The organism is Segatella copri (assembly GCF_026015465.1).
GTDB lineage: Bacteria > Bacteroidota > Bacteroidia > Bacteroidales > Bacteroidaceae > Prevotella > Prevotella copri_E.
In genome coordinates this window covers 179498-198481 of record NZ_JAPDUQ010000001.1, presented here as the reverse complement: position 1 = coordinate 198481, position 18984 = coordinate 179498, and the positions used below count along the sequence as shown (strand labels likewise).

Below are 18984 nucleotides of genomic sequence, written 5' to 3'. Positions count from 1 at the left end.
CAGAAGAAATGAATTACAGTCAATTTTTAAATATGATTCCAGAAGCTACCCTGATGGTAGTTCTGTTGATCACTTTCATTGCTGACTTCTGCAGTTCCAAGAGCGCAGACCGTAAGTGGTTCAATCCTCTGGTATGTCTCTTGATGGTGGCTCACATTGCCATCAATATCTTCCCAACAGAAGCCACAGAGGCATTTGGTGGCATGTACACAACAGGTCCTGCTGCCGGAGTCCTGAAGACTATCCTGGCGCTGGGTACCCTCATCGTAATGGTACAGGCTAAGGAGTGGTTGAGCCGCAAGGACACAGCCTTCAAGGAGGGTGAGTTCTATATGCTGATTATCTCTACCTTGCTCGGTATGAACATGATGGTTAGTGCCAACCACTTCCTCCTGTTCTTCCTCGGTCTCGAAATGGCATCTGTGCCAATGGCTTGCTTGGTAGCATTCGATAAGTACCGTCACAATTCTGCTGAGGCAGGTGCTAAGTTCATCCTTACCGCTACTTTCTCAAGTGGCGTGATGATCTACGGTATCTCTCTGCTTTATGCTGCTTGTGGTACTTTGTACTTTGATGATGTAGCAAAGGTTATTTCAGCATCTCCATTGACCATCGCCGGTATGGTATTCTTCTTCAGTGGTCTCGGTTTCAAGATTTCCTTGGTTCCTTTCCACTTCTGGACAGCCGATTCATACCAGGGTGCACCAACTACCGTTACAGGTTATCTGTCAGTAGTATCTAAGGGTGCTGCAGCGTTTACTCTCTGCGCTATCCTCATGAAGGTGTTCCAGCCAATGGTAGAGTACTGGACCGTGTTGCTTTACATCGTGATTGTACTTTCTATCACTATCGCTAACCTGTTTGCCATCCGTCAGAGCGACCTGAAGCGTTTCATGGCATTCTCTTCTATCTCTCAGGCAGGTTACATCATGTTGGCTGTGGTAGGTAACTCAGCGATGAGCGTGAGCGCCCTGACTTACTATGTATTGATTTACGTAGTAGCCAACCTGAGCGTCTTCACCATCATCTCATCTATTGAGGAGCACAACAACGGTACAGTTCAGATGGACAGCTACAATGGTTTGTACAAGACCAACCCACGTCTGGCATTCCTGATGACCTTGGCATTGTTCTCATTGGGTGGTATTCCTCCATTCGCCGGTATGTTCTCGAAGTTCTTCGTGTTCATGGCAGCCGTTGGAACTCACGACATCCACACCACATTGGGAGCCTGGGCATACGGCGTAGTATTCATCGCGTTGGTAAACACAGTTATCAGCTTGTACTACTATCTGCTCATCGTGAAGGCTATGTTCATCAAGCACAGCGATAATCCGCTTCCTACTTTCCAGAGCGCATGCTCAACCAAGTTGGCGCTTGCAATCTGCACCGTAGGTATCGTAGCATTCGGTATTTGCTCATTCGTCTTCGACTGGATTTCAGTTGCAGTGAATGCGTAAATCATCAATAATTTATAAAAATCCCAGCAATCGGTAAAAGATTGCTGGGATTTTTTTGGTATTGTCTGAATTTTGCAGTAATTTTGCACCCCGAAAGAGGCATGGTGCCTCAAGTAATCAATAATAAATATTAATTAATCAATATAAAAAGGATGGATAAGTTACCAATGAATGATGTTCCGATGCTCGTAAGCGCCATCAACTTCCTGCTTCGTGACCACGAGTTTGAAACACTCGATGAGATTTGTAATCACTTCAATGTGAACCGTGCTGCCTTAGAGGCAAAAATGGCTACCCAAGGATTTGAGTGGTCAGAGCAGCAGAAAAAATTCTGGTAAGAGCCCCCTATAAGCTATAAACTATAAATTATAAATTAATTATGACTCCTCCTCGACCCTTGTGGAAGTCTGTACAAGACTATGTTTTGATTGCGATAGGTATGATATCCTACGCTATTGGATGGAACGTGTTCCTCTTGCCAACCAATGTAACAGCAAGCGGACTTCCTGGTATCTCCAGTATTATCTATTGGGCAACCGGTTGCCCTGTGCAAATTCCGTATTTTATCGTCAACGCCACCTTATTAATATGTGCGTTCAAGATTTTGGGAGCAAAGTTCTGTGTCAAGACTGTTTATGCCGTTATAGTGGTAACTATCCTGACCTCTTTCTTCTCCAGCCGTTTAGGTGATGTTCATCTTTTGGAAAACCAACCTTTATGGGCTGCTTTCCTGGGTGCCGTTTTCTGTGGCTGCGGAATCGGACTCGGTTTCTCGGTTGGTGGAAGTACGGGTGGTACGGATATCATCGCAGCCATCGTCAACAAGTATCGCGACATTTCCTTAGGTAGAGTGATTATGATATGCGACATTTTCATCATCAGTTCCAGCTATCTGGTGGTTCACGATTGGGAGAAGGTGTTATATGGTTATGTAGTTCTTTGCGTTCAGGCATTCTGCATCGACCAGGTGGTAAACAGCAGAAGACGAAGTGTACAGTTCTTTATCATTTCCCAGAAGTATGAGGAGATAGGCAAGCGCATCAATGTAGATGCTGATAGGGGAGTAACGGTGGTGAATGCCAGCGGTTTTTATTCCGGTCAGGATGTGAAGATGCTTTTCGTGTTAGCCAAGCAGCGTCAGGCTCCTGCTATCTTCCGTCTTATCAGCGAGATTGATCCCCATGCCTTTGTCAGTCAGAGTGCCGTTATCGGTGTGTATGGTGAAGGTTTTGACAAGATTAAATATAAAAGCAAAAAAGAGCACGGAGTTTAATATTCCGTGCTTTTTTGTGTTATAACGAAAAATTTCCCCAACCTGCTAGAAATAGTAGGTTAGGGGATATTTGTTATGATATTCTGTTACTGAACTTCCGCATGTGGTTCAAGTACGGGCTGAAGGTTCAGAAACTCCTAGTCTTTTACCTTTGCTTTACCCTTCGGCCAGCGATTTTCAATTCCCTTCGGTCTGTGATCGTTGGCTAGGCTAACATCATTGCCTTAGCTTTCGGAGTTCTTCTATCATGCGTCCCAATTCTGAGAACGTATAATCTCTATTGCCTTCACTTTTTTCCGAAACCGAACGATTGGAATTGTCAATAGCAACAGACAAACTACCACCTTTCTTCTCAAAGTAAGAATGGAGACCTCTGCTTTTAATAAAGAAGTCTATCTTTTTACGATAATCGCAACATTGGTTTAAATCTCTCAACAAAGGCTCTTGTTCTGTATACATCTTTGATGTATAATGGAAATAATAAAGAAAGAACAACTCGGTGCAAAGATGAGTTTCAAAGAACTTTACCTTGCAAAAGATTCCTTTCTGGGGCTTATCAATTGTTGAAGCATACTTCTTTTTCAAACGAGCATATTGCGAACGTTCTGGCTCTCTATCCTTGGTATCCATGTCTATCACGCAGAAGATATGGTTATAACCAAGTGAAACGCCTTCTTCAATCTTGTGTTCCAACTCCTTGAGACTGGTGTGCTTAGGATAGTCGGGCTTGATAGTTAAACCTTTCAGTTCATCACATAGCGACTTGAAATAGAAAAACTCGGTTGGTCCTTCTCCCAAAATCAGTATTGTATTTCTTTGCTTGCCCATAACTTACCCCTCCAAATCTACAAATATAGAACCTAATTCAGGCTTTGCTCCTAATCTGCCAATTCGATATGAATTGTAGAGAGAGAGATTCTTGTGCAAGCCATAAGAATCACCACGACTATACTCCGACGAAGCAGTCTCCTTGTTTTTCTCTACGAACCATACCACGCCACGATTGTCATTAATCATGTCTTGCGACAGCAAGGTGGTCTCTTGGCTTGTAATCAACAGTTGCGACTGGTCCGAATTAAACAGGAAAATGTTGAGATAATAGAACAGCAAATCATAATGCAAATCTTCTCCCAACTCATCCAGGTAATAGATGTGGTTGCCACTTATCAAATCGTATAGTGAATCCAAAATACGGATGAACTTAAGTGTTCCCTTGGATTGTAATTTAAGAGAGACATCAAAAGTACCATTCTTGGAATGATTTTCAAAGACTACCGATTCAACCATTGGACGCAACAGCTCGTTCTTGACTGAAGCCGGAATAGATTCTTGCTGAATATGTTCACGGAAATCCTGAGATAGCGAACGGTCTTCCAACACAGGGTGAAAATCTGTGATATTCAAATCAGCCTTTTTCAACATCTGACAGAAAAACTGATGCTTGTTTTTGTCTTCATACGCAGCCTTTAGAATCTCAACGACACCTCTGCTTTCGGTATCACCATCCACATTATGGTAATGAACCATGATGTACGAATGAAGCTTTGCCAATGGCTCTATGTCTTCCTTAAAGGTGTTTTTAAGGCAAACCGACAGGACACTATGATTATTGAGCGTATTCTCACGAATACTGTCTTGGGTTTTTTGTAGCAAGCGAAGACTTGAACCAAACTTGATTTCAGCCTGTAGATTATCTCCCTTGTAGGTACGTTCGTAAAAAAGAGCCTTGGAGCCTTTAGGATAATAATTAAGCTCTTCATGGAGAATCAAGTTGACGTCAAACTGCACTTGATAGTCATAACGAATTCCCTCTGCATAAAAGGAAACAAACATTTCTGTAGGTTCACTCTTTGTCAATGCAAAAGGAATGCATCTTGTAATCTTCATATTAGCGTTTCCCTTTGGATAAGCCAAAAGATGGAAAACCTCATCCAATGCCCAGAGCATGTTAGATTTACCAGAAGCATTCGAGCCATATAACACACCTAATTTATAGAGGCATGTACCATCAGGCATCTCCGCCACAAGTTCGGAAGCAGAACCCTTTGCAACAAAGTTCAGCTCCTGTTTGTCGCCAATCGACAAGTAATTCTTTACCCAAAAATTTCTTATCATATTCTGAATATTTTTTCTAATTTCGTATTTTGCCTACAAAAATACGGAAAATATTTCGTAAATCGGATAAAATACGGAAGTTTTTTAGATTAATATGATATTTTGCTTGAAAAGGAGAGAAAACGTTTACATATAATCGCCTTAATCCCATTATCGATGGAAAATAATCTGCTACCATAGCCATCAAATCAATTCAACTATTAGGAGGTTATATAGGGTTCATATTGCAAAAATACCAATATCCGCACGATAGTACATGCCAGTAATCCGAAAAAGTGAGGGTGTGTCATAAGTCTGGATAATAGTTGGCGCATAACAGTTGACCAACGCATGCACAACAGCTGTTGTGCATGCGCATATCAGCTGTTATGCAAGCGCACAACAGCTGTTGTGCGGTCGAAGATACTGACTGTCTCAACAACATATCCTATCTCTTCCAACAACATATCCTATCTCTTCCAACAACATATCCCATCTCATCCAACAACATATCCTATCTCATCTAACAACATATCCTATCTCATCCAATAACAAGAAGAGGGTGAATCATAAACTTATGACACACCCTCATGTTTCAACAGGCTTGTTCAAGTTTGTTTGTGACTTAAATGGTAAGCTTGTGATTAGCTTTTTAAAATAAAGAAATAGATTAAAAAATGTCGTCAGCTTAAGTTAGCGACATCTTTATAATCCATTTCATGTTGTTTTTATATTACCATCAATAATTGCAGCAAAGCCTTAAAGCCGCCCTTGTTCTTTTCTTCTTTGAAAACATTGAGAACTTTCTTCTCTATGATATACTTCTTAAATTTATTCCGATAAGTAGGATGGGAGAGTAATATCCAAAGTTCTTGATCGATGTAGGCATATTGGGTATTTCTGTCTAGCCATGCTCTTGAAGGAGATTCTGTTTTTACTTCAGCATTAGTCCAAGCTAAATGCCAGAACTTATCCGATTTCAAGAAGTAATAAGGATAAAATAATGGAGTAAGGTTTTCCTGTTGAGCCCTTAAGAAATACTTCCCAAAAACACCTTGGTATATAGGAGCAATCTCTTCATAAGTGAACTGGTTGACCAGCTTGCCGTTTTCTATCAGTTTGATGATAGATAGGATAAGTGCTGGTTTGGCGATGATACGAGTATGGTTGTTTCTGTTGGTGCCTTGTAGCATTTTATCGATGAGTCCGCAATAGTATTCAAGGGCCTCATCATAATTGAAGAATCTGAGATATGTAGTCATAATCTACTGTATTTTTATGGGTTTAACGTCATTTTCTGCAAAAATACAAAAATAATCTAAGATTAGCGCACGTATTTCAGAAATAATTATTATTTTTGCAATTGCATTCTACCGCAGAAAGCCCGAAGGGCTGAGCGGGTGGGTGTGACTTATGTAAAATAGAGCGTTTGCTAACGTTCGTCTACGACTACTCGTAAACTTCGCAACTTTACCTTTAGTTGGACGTAGATGTGACAATGGTGAATGTTCACGGTGGGTGTATTGTATCCTGCTGCGAATTGTCGTATACATGAGGGTGTGTCATAAGTCTGTGACGCACCCCTTTTTATTTTTTGCCTTTTCACAGATACGAAATCTTTAAAAAACATTTTTATTTACAACAAAGCCCAAACTTTCACAAGCTCGGGCTTTGCCTTTCCGCAAAAGATTTGTATCTTTGCAGAAAACTTCTTTAAGTATGGCAAAGATACAAATAAAATCTGAAACTCGGCACGAATTGAGCTTTTTTCCTAACTCTTTCGATGATTATGTGCCAAAAGACAGCAAAGTTCGTATGGTGGATCGTATTGTTCGCAGTATGGACATCAACCCTCTCATGGATACCTATGATGGGATTGGTGCTCCTCCTTACAGTCCGAAGATGCTTCTAAGTTTAGTTGTTTTTGCCTATATCAATGGCGTTTATTCCTGTCGTGGCATAGCGGACGCACTTAAATACGATGTTCGCTATATGTGGATTTGTGGAGGTAAGCAATTATCTTTCGCAACAATCAACCGCTTTAGATCCAATCATATGATTAAATGCATCGACTTTTATTTTGATGCAGTCGTCTCCATATTGGTTGAAAAGGGCGTGATTAGTCTGGAGGAACAATATGTTGATGGCACTAAGATAGAGTCGAAAGCAAACAAGTACACGTTTGTATGGAAGAAGACTGTGGAAAAGAACAGGGCTAAGCTCTTGGAAAAGACCTCTGCTGCATTGGCTCAGATAAAAGAACAAATTCGCCTGAATGGCGGGAGTGACATTAAGGAAGAAGACAGCGAGCCAGCCACTTCCGCCAAGGATGTAGAGAGAAGTGCACGTTTGTGTGAGAGGCAAGCTAAGAACCTTCCTAAGGCAAAGCTTACAGGAAGAGAGAAGCAAAAGCTAAATACTCAGATAGATCACTTGTTCAAAGCCTCGGACAAACTGTGCGAGTATGAAAAATCACTGGATATACTGGGCGAGAGAAACAGTTACTCCAAGACTGATCCCGATGCGACCTTCATGCGCCTCAAGGAAGATGCCATGAACAATGGGCAGACAAAGCCTGCCTATAACCTTCAAATTGCGACAGAGAATCAATATTGGACGAATTTCGCCCTTTATCCCAATCCAACAGACACCCTGACCTTCAAGCCTTTTTTGGATAAGTACAAGAAAAGATATGGAAAGCAATCCAAGAGCGTCACCGCAGACTCAGGGTATGGCTCGGAGGAGAACTACGAGTACCTAGAGATGGAAGAAATGATGGGTTATGTAAAGTACAACTGGTTTCACAAGGAACAGCATAAGCCTTTCAAGGAGGATGCCTTCAACCAAGCGAACTTCTACTACAACAGGGATGATGACTATTATGTCTGCCCCATGGGACAACACATGGAACCTTGTGGACAACGGCAAACGAAAAGTGACTCCGGCTATGTGTCTGTCATTACATTATATAGAGCACAACGATGTGATGGATGTCCGCTTGGAAGTCTCTGCAAGAAATCCAAAGGCAACAGAACCATATATGTCAACCATAAACTGAATGCATATAAAAAGGAAGCCTTCCTGCTACTAACGTCTGAAGAGGGCTTGAAACACAGAAGCCAGCGACCGATAGAGCCGGAAGCTGTATTTGGGCAGATGAAGGCAGATATGCATTATAAGCGATTCAGGCATTTTGGAATGGACAAGGTTTACATGGATCTAGGATTGTTCGGAATGGGATTCAATTTGAAGAAATATTTGGGTATAAAACGATAAAACTCAATTTTGGTTGTTTTATCGTCAGGGATAACTATGCCCTTTTGTGGGCTTTGGGGCTGTTTTGTTATCGATAAAACAAGAAAAGTAAAGTTTCTATACAATATAATAAGATTCCCTTTGTGAAGAAAGACTACGATTCAACTAGAATATATAGAAACACACACAAAAAAAGGGTGCGTCACAGACTTATGACACACCCTCATCGTGTATGACTAATAGTTCGTACTTGGAATCATTATATACCATAACGTGGGCTTTCTGCATTGTCCGTCTCTTTCAACTAGGGCAATGCGAAGGCCTTCGAGTGGTGGGATGGGCAAGGAGAATCCCACGTTTCCGTTTTATAGAGGCCTAACAGAATACTAACACAACTCACGATACCGGGATTCTATCGCTTTAAAGAAGATAGATGTACAAAAAATATACACTCTCTGGACATGAATCTTTTCCTTGCAAAACCTTATGGCTCACCAAGGGATATAACTTTATGATAGATGGAGGAAACTTCAATGCTTCTGATGCTGTAATAGCTTTGGGAGTAGGAAAAAACATGGTTTCTTCTATCCGATATTGGCTCAAGGTGTTTGGAATTTCCAATCAGGATGAGCCAAGCAGAATAGCAGATTATTTATTCGATGAATCAGAAGGCGTAGATAAGTACATTGAAAGTTTGGGCACTTTATGGTTGCTTCACTACCTTCTGGTAAGTTTGAAAGAGGCAACGCTTTATCATATTACTTTTGTGCAATTCCAAAAAGAACGCAAGGTCTTTGAGAGGGAACAATTGGTGAACTTTGTGAAAAGACTGATGATAGAGGATGGAAAGGATAAAATCTTTAATGTGAATACCACCAAGAAAGATGTGGGTGTATTGTTGCAGAACTATGCCCAACCTTATAAGGCCAAGTCGTTTGAGGATTATTCTTCTCTTTTGATTGATTTGGATCTGATAAGAACTGAAGATAATGGTAAGACGTTCGCCTTCAATATCGAAGGTAAGCGCAGGGTTCCGATGGAGATTTTCTTATATGCCATTCTTCAGGAAAAAGGTAAGGATAAGTCTGTATCATACGATACATTGCAGGAAATAGGCTTGATGTTCTGCATGACAGATGCTGAGGTCATCGATATGGCCCAGTCTATCGGTGAACATTATTCAGAGTATGTCCAGTATAGTGATAATGCAGGTATCCGTCAGCTATTGTTTAAGGAAGGTTCTTCTTTGAAGGATATTGATGTTTTAGATAAGTATTATAAGAATGCGACAGTTTAGTTTATCAGCAAACATAGAGGAAGGCTTTGCTAGTGAGGCCAAATATATCGTAACTCCTAATGTTCGTCAGGTGGCAGAGGGTATTGTGAATGGATTCCGATCGGGAGTTCATTCTTATACCATCATTGGCTCTTATGGAACAGGTAAGTCTAGTTTCTTATTGGCTTTGGAAAGAGACTTGATGGGAGGTAAGCAATATGAATTGTTGAATCCTTCTGAACTTTCAGAGAAGAAGAAGTTTGAAGTTCTTAAAATTGTTGGCGACTATAAGGAACTGTCTGTCTTATTGAGTCAAAAACTCTCTGTTGATGGCACTGCTGATAGCATTCTGGATGAACTCAAAACCAAGTATAACAAACTGAAGAGCCAGGGAAAATTCCTGGTTATCTTCATTGATGAGTTTGGCAAGGTACTGGAGCATGCTGCCAAGAATAATCCGGAGCGTGAACTTTACTTCATGCAGAAATTGGCTGAGTTCGTGAATGTGCCATCCAGAAATATTCTTCTTCTGACTACGCTTCATCAGAATTTCAACGCTTACTCCCGTAAGTTGAATGAAGTACAGAAAGAAGAGTGGACGAAAGTAAAGGGGCGTTTTCAGGAGTTGGTATTCGTAGAACCGATAGAACAACTTCTCTATCTGGCTTCTACGCAGATTGATGCCAGTAGAACCATGCAAAATGATGATTCTGTGATTGAATCATTGGCTTCGTTGGCAAAGAAAACTGGCTTTGTTTCTCAAATCTTTTCTGAAGCAACTGCGCTGGCATTGGCTCCGCTGGAACCATTTGCTGCATACGTCATTACACAGGCCATTCAGAGATATGGACAGAATGAGCGTTCTTTGTTTTCGTTCTTGAATGCAAGGGGACGTAACTCTTTGTCTGAATATGAGGGAAAGATATATCAGCTTCAGTGCTGCTATGATTATATCTACTATAATTTCTACTCTTACCTGAAGGAGGCGAATGCCGACTCCATGCAATGGAGTTCAATGCAGGTTGCCATCGAGAGAGTGGAAGGTCAACTATGGGAAACCAAGACAGACCTTGTAGATGCCATCAAACTGGTGAAAGCAATCGGATTACTGAATCTTTTCGGCAATGCTTCATTTAAGATGAACCGTGAAGATACTGCCCTGTATGCCAAGACTGCTTTGAATATAGAAAACCCAACGGGGCTTTTAAAGAAGTTGGAGCAATTTAAGATTATCCGATATGCCAGCTATAAGTTCCGCTACATTCTTTTTGATGGCACAGATATCAATATAGAAGATGAAATCCGCAAGGCTGGTTTGGTGGTTAGCCGTCCTGTAAACTTTGTGGATGATATCAGAAACTATTGTTTTAAGAAGGTGGCTCCTGTCAAGGCTTGCTATTTCCAGAAAGGTACTCCAAGATACTTTGAGTATGAAGTGCTGGGTGAAGGAGTAGATAAGACTCCTACCGGTGATACTGATGGATATATTCAGTTGATTTTCTCTTCCCGTAAGAAAGTGTTGGAGGAGATTTGCGAGCTAAGTGAAAAGAGTGAGAATGCCATCATCTTTGTATGTTTCAGAAATACAGATGAGTTGGTGTCTCACCTCTATCTGATAGAAAAGTACAAATATATATTGAGCAAGGTGTTGGTAGATAAATCTGATAAGGTTGCTATCAACGAAATCAACAATCTGATGGAGTATGAGAAAGTGGTTCTCAATAAATCTATCAGTGATAGCTTGTTTGCATATAATGGAGATGTAACTTGGATTTTCAAGGGCGAGGAAAGAGAGGTTTGCTCCTTAAGAGACTTCAACCAGTTGCTGTCTGTGGTATGCGATGAGATTTATTCTCAGACTCCAGTGATGAACAATGAATTGTTCAACAAGCATAAGTTGAGTGGTTCTATCTCTAGTGCGAAAGGTAAGTACCTGGCTGCATTGCTGAATCAGAGCAATGAACAGGACTTAGGATTCCCTGGCGACAAGTTTCCACCGGAGAAAACCATTTATTATTCTCTCTTGAAGAGTACGGGGCTTCATGTGAATGGAGAGTTTACTGATGTGCCATCCAATGAAGGAATCATGCCTTTGTGGGATGCATGTGAGGAATTCCTGAAATCTACGACTTTCAAACCTCGTAAGATTTCTGAGCTGATTAAGAAGTTGTTAGCAAAACCATATAAGTTGAAGCAGGGATTCCTGGATTTCTGGATTCCCACCTATTTATATATAAAGAAGCAGGATTTCTCTCTGTATGGAACCAATGGAGCATATATCCCAAATATCAACATGGAGTTCTTTGAGTTGTTGCAGAAGCATCCAGGAGAATATCTGGTCAAGGCATTCGACGTGACAGGTGTTAAGGTGCAGATATTCAACCAGTATCGTAAGTTCCTGAATGTTGAAGCTATGGGAAGTATCAAGAGCGATGATTTCATAGAAACCATCAAGCCATTCTTTTTCTTCTATAACAAGAGATTGAATGATTATGCCAAGCATACCCGTAAGTTCAATCATGAGCAGACGGTAAGATTCCGTGATACTCTGGCTAGGGCAAAGGACCCGGAGAAGACTTTCTTCGAGGATTTGCCAGAGGCTTTGGGCTACGATAAGGAAACTTTGCAGAATCCGGATAAGGTACAGGAGTTCTGTTATGTCATCAATCGGGCTGTCAAGGAACTTCGTTCTTGCTATTCTGATATGATAGACCGTGTAGAAGGTCGCTTGTTGGAAACATTGGGCATCGAGTCATACGATTATTCTGAATATGTAGTAGAGATCAGAAAGCGTTTGGCTCATGTTAAGGAATATCTCCTGACAGATAGACTGAAGGAATTCTATCAGCATGTGATGGCTGAGTTTGATCACCGCAATGAGTGGTACCAGTCTATTTGCTATACGGCATTGGAGCAGCCATTAGAGCGATTGCGCGACGATCAAGAAGAAAAACTGATTGACAGTTTGCTTATGCTCTTCCATGAATGTGAGAAATATTCTGATATATCCAAGGTGGCAGAAGATGAATCGGATGAGATTTATTCGTTGGATTTGGTTTCAACGAAGGGCAGCAATATCTATTCCCAGACTTTCAGATTGCCAGAAAGCGAGATGCAGAAGGCTGAGGAATTGGAAAAGAGCATCGACAAGCTACTTGATGGCATTGGAAATGACAATGTATCGGTATGTACATTGTTGAAAATATTGAATAAGAAGCTGGGTAAGTAGCCGCTTCCTTAAAAATGAATAGAGCAAAATGAAAGTAAGAAATATTTTAGGAATATCTGGCGGAAAGGACAGTGCGGCTTTGGCCATCTATCTCAAGCAGAAATACCCAAACTTAAAGATTGAGTATTATAATTCTGATACTGGCTGTGAATTGGCTGAGACGGAATTGCTGATTGATAGATTGAGTGCTTATCTGGGAAACATCAAAAGACTTAGGGCTGCTGAAGACAGTCCTGAGCCTACGCCTTTTGAGCATTTCCTAAAGGCTGCAGGTGGATTCCTGCCATCGCCACAAGCTCGATGGTGTACCAAGAAGATGAAACTTGATGAGTTTGAAAGATATGTTGGTGATGACTATGCTGTATCATACGTTGGTATTCGAGGTGATGAAGACCGTGACGGTTATGTGTCTTCTAAACCTAATATTCAGTCTGTCTTCCCTTTCAGAAGAAATATCTGGAGCGTGGATGTCATCAATAAGTTCTTGCACAAAGAAAACCAGGAGCAGATTATTGACATCTACGATAAGTTGTGCCCTGAGGGATTGATGAAGGAAGACTTGATGGATGTGTTGAAGAAACCGATTACCAAGCAATTCTACTATTCCAAAAAGCTGAATGCATTGTTGGATATAGACGTGAAGATGTTTAACCATGCCGTCTTTGAATACTTGAAGACTACGGATTATCCTGTTGGTCATCTGGATTCATTCCCTTTGATAGATAACGACGAGGTGCTTGTGAAGGAAGATATCTTCAGGTTGCTGAGGGATAGTGGAGTAGGAGTACCATCTTATTATGAGGAAATTCCTTTCGAGGTGGATGGTAAGACGGGAACCTATTGCAGAAGCCGAAGCGGCTGTTATTTCTGCTTCTTCCAGCAGAAGATAGAATGGATCTGGCTCTATGAGCAGCATCCTGACTTATACGAAAAGGCAATGTCGTTTGAGAAGGATGGTTATACTTGGATTCAGAATGAAAGTCTGGCAGACTTGATCAAGCCAGAGCGTATTCGCCAGGTGAAACTGGATATCATCAAGCGACAGGAAACAAACAAAAATAAGAACAAAGGCACGAGTCTTGCCGAACTCTTCGGTGATGAATATGTTTGTGCCAACTGTTTTATTTAGAACTATATAACTAGAACATAATCGGAGGAACGTCTATGTTGAAAGATGTAGAATGGGCTAAGGATGGAACCTATATACCTGGAGAAGAGTTTTCTCCAGAAAGGTTCTTTAATGATGGATTGAAGAACAGTTGCAGTTTCGACCTGCAACTTGGCTATTTCAGTTCTGCCACTATTAGTGTATTGGCAGAAGGCTTTGCTACGTTTATAGCAAATGGCGGGGTTATGCGTCTTATCATCAACCAGATTGTATCGGAAAAAGATAAGGAAGCTATCCAGAAAGGAGTCTTTGGTGAAGTGGTAGATTGTATGGATCTGTCTGATTTTGAGTCTCTTCGAAAGACATTTGATGAGTATCAGAATCAGTTTTTCAGATGCTTGGCGTATCTGATTTCTCAAAATAGAATTCAAATCAAAATCATTAAGCCAAAGAAACATAAGGGAATAGCTCATACCAAGACAGGGCAATTCCGTGATGATGATACCATTACTTCGTTCACTGGTTCAGCCAATTTTACAATTAATGGTTTGCTTTATAACATAGAGGAAATCAAGATAGACCGAAGCGATTCTCCTGATGAGATGACTCAGAATAGAATCAAATCTCAAAGAGCAAAGTTTGAGCTTATCATGAATGAGCAGGAAAGCGATATAGAGTATCTGTCTCCAAGCCAGTTGGAGACGGCAGTATCGTCATGTTATCAAGACACGGCCATAGAAGAGCTGCTAGATGTAGAAAAGAAGTTGGACAGAATTCGCCAGGAACGAAAAGCTCAAAAGGCAATTATGGGTGGAGATATGGTTAGGGAGGACATTTGTCTGGAAGAGATAACTCCACGTTTTCCATATCCATCAGGTCCAAGAGAATACCAGCAGCAGGCTTTTGAAAACTGGAAAAATAATAAGCAGAAAGGTCTGTTTGCCATGGCCACAGGAACGGGTAAGACAATCACCTCGCTGAATTGCTTGTTGGAGATTTATAAGCGCAATGGATACTATAAGGCGATAATTCTGGTACCAACGATTGCTTTGGTAAATCAGTGGGAGCAAGAATGTCATAAGTTTAATTTTATGAATGTCATAAAGGTTTATTCTAAGAATCCTTTATGGAAAGAGGATGTTGAGTCGATTCATTTTAATGAGGAATATCGTTTGAAAAATGAGCGTGAGACCTCTTATGTGATTATATCTACTTATGCATCTTATACTCGTGAAAAAGTATTTAATACATTGAATGGCTTCAGCAAAAAACAGTTGTTGTTGATTGCTGATGAATGCCATAATATGGCTTCGGGTAGTATGTTGAAACGATTAGCCTATATTCCTTATCTGCGTAGAATAGGCTTGTCGGCTACACCAGATCGTCAATACGATGATGAAGGTAACAGGAACTTGCGTAAATTCTTTGGTGCAGAGAATCATTATACTTATGAGTATAGCATGGAAGAAGCTATCAGAAAAGGTGTGCTTTGTAAGTATCTGTATTATCCACATATAGTACGGCTGACCACGGAAGAACTGGAAGCTTATGTCGAGTTATCTGAAAGAATAGCTAAGTATTTCAATGATGATACCTGCTCTTTTGCAAAAATGGATGAGGGACTTAAAATGCTCTTGTTGGCAAGAAAGCGAATTGTTCATAAGGCTGCAAACAAACTTAAAGCTTTTGAGGACATTATCAAGAAGCGGTATCAAGAAAAAGGAAATTTGAAATATTCTCTGATATATGTCCCTGAAGGAAATGAACCTAATTATCTTGAAGTTGAAGATGATACGCTTAATCAAGATGAGGATTCTGAGCATCTTATAGATTTATATACAAAGTCGATATTGAAGTTGGATGATAAAATAACGGTGCGTAAGTTTGTCTCGGGGCAAAAGGATAGAGAGGAAATTCTTGAAGAATTTGCCAGTGGTAAACTTCAAGTGCTGACTTCTATGAAATGTTTGGATGAGGGTGTTGATGTTCCAAGAAGTGAATTGGCAATCTTTTGTTCAAGTACAGGAAATCCACGTCAGTTCATTCAGCGACGAGGACGTGTGTTGAGAACACATCCTAAGAAGAAGATGGCGGTGTTGCATGATTTGGTAGTTGCTCCTGAGATTAACCCAAATAGTAGTAGTTATCGAATGGAGCGTGCCATGCTGAAGAGTGAACTGATTAGAGTGAACAACTTCGCATTGCTATCAGAGAATCCTTCTTACTCAGAATTGGAACTGAGAGAGGTGATGGAACATTATGGTTTGAATTTATATAATAATGATAATATACAATGACAAATAAAGAAAGAATGCTTCACATGGTTCTCGATGACACAAAGTTGCAAGAACTCTATGATTACGACCAGTCTGAATATGAGGACTTATATACAGCCTTGAATTCAGATAATGTGGTTGTGGCTTCTGTTGCTCGCATCATAAAGGAGCTTGATGGTTCTACTGATGAGAGTGTTCAGAAGAAAGTGTACATGACAGTGTTTAATTACATAAATGAAAACTTGATAATATGATAATAAAGAAGATTGAAATAAATAATTTCCGTAGCTATTACAAGTTTAATGTTTTTGAACTTGATAACGGATTGAATCTGATTATCGGCTCAAATGGTGATGGTAAGACAACTTTTTTTGAAGCTTTAGAGTGGCTGTTTCGAACTGACGGAACAAGTAAAATGGACACAAAGCTTATCTCAAAGAAAAGATGCGAGGAACTAATGGCTGATGAGTCTGACGATGTTCGTGTTTCAATGACATACGAACATAAAGGTTATGTCAAGACTTTGGAAAAGAGTTTTCGTTTTACGAAATCTTTCGATGGAGAAATCACCATGTCTAATTTTTCTTTCTCTTTAATAGAGGAGAATGGAGTGGAACGAATGGTTCGAGATGGCATTAAATTTGATTATGATTTGCCTTCGGAGATTCGTAAATACACTATGTTCAAAGGCGAAAGTGATTTAGATGTTTTTCAAAATTCAAATGCATTAAAAATGTTAGTAGAAACTTTTAGTGACGTTAAGGATTTTGAAGCTTATTTCTCGTTTATGGAGTTTGCTACCAAAAAAGCAGAACAGGCTCGTGATAATGCCCAAAAGTCAGATCGTAAGAATAGTGAGAAAATTAATCAATTGAGACGTACCATTGAGCAGGAAACGGGAATGTTGGATGATATAGAGAAAGAAATTGGACGTAAAGAAGATGAAGCTTCTAATTTTTCTAATCTATTGAAGAGTATCGAGCAGAGTAAAGAAGCATCAAAATTGCTGATAATGGTAAATCGTAGAATTGAAACTTTATCTAAAAAACGTGCTCAAACTCAGGCTCTTATCAAGGAAGAATATACGACAAGTCTTCTTGATGACATGTGGATTTTAATGGGCTTTGGTGATATTGCAGAGGAATATTCAAAGAAGGTTAATGATGTGGATCTGAAACGCAGAAAACTGGAAAAGGCATATTTGCTTTCTGCGGGAGCAGAAAAAGCTATCAAGAAGATGCAAACTGACTTTGTGCCACTTCCGGTTCATATTCCTGGACAAAAAATTATGCAGGAAATGTTGGATGAAGAAGTTTGTAAAATATGTGGTCGTCCAGCAAAGAAGCATAGTGATGCATGGAATTTTATGCTTCATCGTTTAGAAGAGTATCAAAAGTCTTTGGAAGTAAATGAAGATGAGGAAGTTGAGCCTTTTTATAAGAACAATTATATTGTTGAGCTGCAAAAAAGAGATACTTCTCTGAATGATAATCTTGCAGAGATTACTAAACTCCGTCATAAGATTCAGGAGGTTATTTCTTATAACAATCGTTTGCATGATGAGGTAAAGAAGATTGAGGCAAATCTGAATGTAGAGATTGAGCAGAAAAAACGTATTCTTGCTCAAACTGACGGTTTGTCTGAAGAGCAGTTGTTATCTAATTATGAGAATATTTCTAATTGGATGAATCAAAAGATTGGTGCTGAGAATCGCATAGCAAAACTGAAGGAACAGAGAGCAAAACATCGTAAGACTCTTGAGGAATCTCAGGATGCGTTGGGTAAGTTGGCTGAAGGTACTTCTGCGGCAGTATTTGCCAAGGCTGCATCCATTATTCGCCAAATATCGGAAGCATTCAAGTCTGCAAAGGAAACCAACAAGAAACGTCTTCTTCATTCAATTGAAGATGAGGCGAATGTCTTCCTAGAGAGCTTGAATACCAATGATTTCAAGGGTACCATCCGTATTTTGGAAAAGGCTAATGGACAAGGAGAGGCTGTTCTTATGAATAGTGATAATACAAGAATCTTCAATCCTAATACCGCTTTAAGAACAACTTACTTGATGTCGGTATTATTTGCTATAGGCAAGTTAGCCACTCAAAGAAGTGAAACGGAGTTTCCTTTGATATTCGATGCTCCAACTTCTTCCTTTACTGATGCTAAGGAGACGGAGTTCTTCAATGTGATTAGCAATTTGGACAAGCAGGTTGTTATCGTGACTAAGAGCTTCTTAAAGGAAAGTTATGAGGGTAATTTGGTTCTTGATCAGAACAAAGTAAATGAAGTCTCTGGTAGAGTGTTCCGTATTGAAAAGAAAAAGCCTTTCGATGATAAGGATCTGGCAACAATTCAAACAGTTATAACAAAAATAAAGTAACTATGACAGAGGATATGAATAATATAGAGGAACTCGTTGATAAAAATGAGAAACTTATAGATATATGGGGGCGTAGAACTCCAAAATTTGAAAAGAAATATGAGCAAACCGTTATGAGAGTAATCTCGGATTATGGTGTTGGAGCATCAGAGAATACAGGTGCAAAAGGAAAGGTGTTGGGTGCAGGTTATGAACCTTACATCATGGCTTTCTTTATCGGTCTATATGCAGGTAAGAAACTTCCATTATCAGAAGATTCCGATGATTTGAAGGTTTTGGGACAGCCTTTGCAATTTTGGGGCAATCTAGATTCGAAGAAAACTCGAAAAGCTTATCCTGCGTTGCGTTCTTATATATTTATGGCTCTCGTGGCAAAGACAGATATTGATTGGATTGCATTGGATAAAGGTGATATAAAAGCAAATACTGTAGTTTTTCAATTGATAACTACAATGGAAGAGTATGCTAATTACGGCTTCTCTGTCATGGAAGATAAATTAAAGGAAGATAAGGGATATTTCTTTTCTCATCGTTCCTTCTTGGATATGTTTTTACAATTAACCTCCAAAAAGGTTGATGATGAACATGATGAAGAGGAGCCAGAAGAATTATAAAGTAATATAGAAAGGGAAA

General features: G+C 39.9%; 14 protein-coding genes. 11 read left to right on the top strand and 3 right to left on the bottom strand.

Annotation, left to right across the window (positions count from 1 at the left end; translation table 11 throughout):
• Nucleotides 1-8: 8 nt before the first annotated feature.
• The 3 genes from ONT08_RS00885 to ONT08_RS00875 all read left to right on the top strand — a co-directional run bounded on the left by ONT08_RS00885 (nt 9) and on the right by ONT08_RS00875 (nt 2733).
• Entirely contained in the window at nt 9-1460 is a 1452-nt protein-coding gene (locus ONT08_RS00885; protein WP_118081960.1) for an NADH-quinone oxidoreductase subunit N, read from the top strand.
• Nucleotides 1461-1612: 152 nt separating this feature from the next.
• Entirely contained in the window at nt 1613-1798 is a 186-nt protein-coding gene (locus tag ONT08_RS00880) for a DUF4250 domain-containing protein (RefSeq protein WP_117587069.1), read from the top strand.
• Nucleotides 1799-1839: 41 nt separating this feature from the next.
• The gene (locus ONT08_RS00875) at nt 1840-2733 is read left to right on the top strand and encodes a YitT family protein (RefSeq protein WP_117587070.1); all 894 of its coding nucleotides are present in this window, start codon (nt 1840-1842) and stop codon (nt 2731-2733) included.
• Nucleotides 2734-2949: 216 nt separating this feature from the next.
• Here ONT08_RS00875 and ONT08_RS00870 read toward each other — a convergent pair whose 3' ends face one another.
• From ONT08_RS00870 to ONT08_RS00860, 3 genes are all read right to left on the bottom strand, one after another.
• Nucleotides 2950-3561 (bottom strand): RloB family protein, encoded by a 612-nt coding sequence (locus ONT08_RS00870; RefSeq protein ID WP_118199961.1) that lies wholly within the window; start codon nt 3559-3561, stop codon nt 2950-2952.
• A gap of 3 nt (nt 3562-3564) precedes the next feature.
• Nucleotides 3565-4848 carry an AAA family ATPase gene (locus tag ONT08_RS00865; RefSeq protein ID WP_264958786.1) on the bottom strand — a complete coding sequence of 428 codons (1284 nt, stop codon included), beginning with the start codon at nt 4846-4848 and terminating at the stop codon, nt 3565-3567.
• 707 nt (nt 4849-5555) lie between these two features.
• Complete coding sequence (locus ONT08_RS00860) at nt 5556-6089, bottom strand: hypothetical protein (RefSeq protein WP_264958784.1); 534 nt, start codon at nt 6087-6089, stop codon at nt 5556-5558.
• A gap of 457 nt (nt 6090-6546) precedes the next feature.
• On the opposite strand from ONT08_RS00860, the gene ONT08_RS00855 reads away from it, so the two are divergent.
• From ONT08_RS00855 to ONT08_RS00820, 8 genes are all read left to right on the top strand, one after another.
• Entirely contained in the window at nt 6547-8103 is a 1557-nt protein-coding gene (locus ONT08_RS00855) for an IS1182 family transposase (protein ID WP_118200255.1), read from the top strand.
• A 412-nt stretch (nt 8104-8515) separates the two neighbouring features.
• Entirely contained in the window at nt 8516-9379 is an 864-nt protein-coding gene (locus ONT08_RS00850; RefSeq protein WP_264958782.1) for a DUF4007 family protein, read from the top strand.
• Nucleotides 9366-12587, top strand: a complete 3222-nt coding sequence (locus ONT08_RS00845) for a hypothetical protein (RefSeq protein ID WP_264958780.1) — start codon at nt 9366-9368, stop codon at nt 12585-12587. Before ONT08_RS00850 ends, ONT08_RS00845 begins: the two co-directional genes overlap by 14 nt.
• Nucleotides 12588-12615: 28 nt before the next feature.
• Nucleotides 12616-13716 (top strand): phosphoadenosine phosphosulfate reductase, encoded by a 1101-nt coding sequence (locus ONT08_RS00840; protein WP_117727068.1) that lies wholly within the window; start codon nt 12616-12618, stop codon nt 13714-13716.
• A gap of 35 nt (nt 13717-13751) precedes the next feature.
• On the top strand, nt 13752-15992 hold the full coding sequence (locus ONT08_RS00835; RefSeq protein ID WP_264958777.1) for a DEAD/DEAH box helicase family protein: 2241 nt from the start codon (nt 13752-13754) through the stop codon (nt 15990-15992).
• Nucleotides 15989-16225 carry a hypothetical protein gene (locus ONT08_RS00830; protein WP_022328753.1) on the top strand — a complete coding sequence of 79 codons (237 nt, stop codon included), beginning with the start codon at nt 15989-15991 and terminating at the stop codon, nt 16223-16225. The genes ONT08_RS00835 and ONT08_RS00830 overlap by 4 nt, the downstream gene beginning before the upstream one ends.
• On the top strand, nt 16222-18351 hold the full coding sequence (locus ONT08_RS00825) for an AAA family ATPase (RefSeq protein WP_264958773.1): 2130 nt from the start codon (nt 16222-16224) through the stop codon (nt 18349-18351). Before ONT08_RS00830 ends, ONT08_RS00825 begins: the two co-directional genes overlap by 4 nt.
• Before the next feature lie 14 nt (nt 18352-18365).
• Nucleotides 18366-18965 carry a glycoside hydrolase family 15 gene (locus tag ONT08_RS00820; RefSeq protein WP_264958771.1) on the top strand — a complete coding sequence of 200 codons (600 nt, stop codon included), beginning with the start codon at nt 18366-18368 and terminating at the stop codon, nt 18963-18965.
• Nucleotides 18966-18984: the final 19 nt, after the last annotated feature.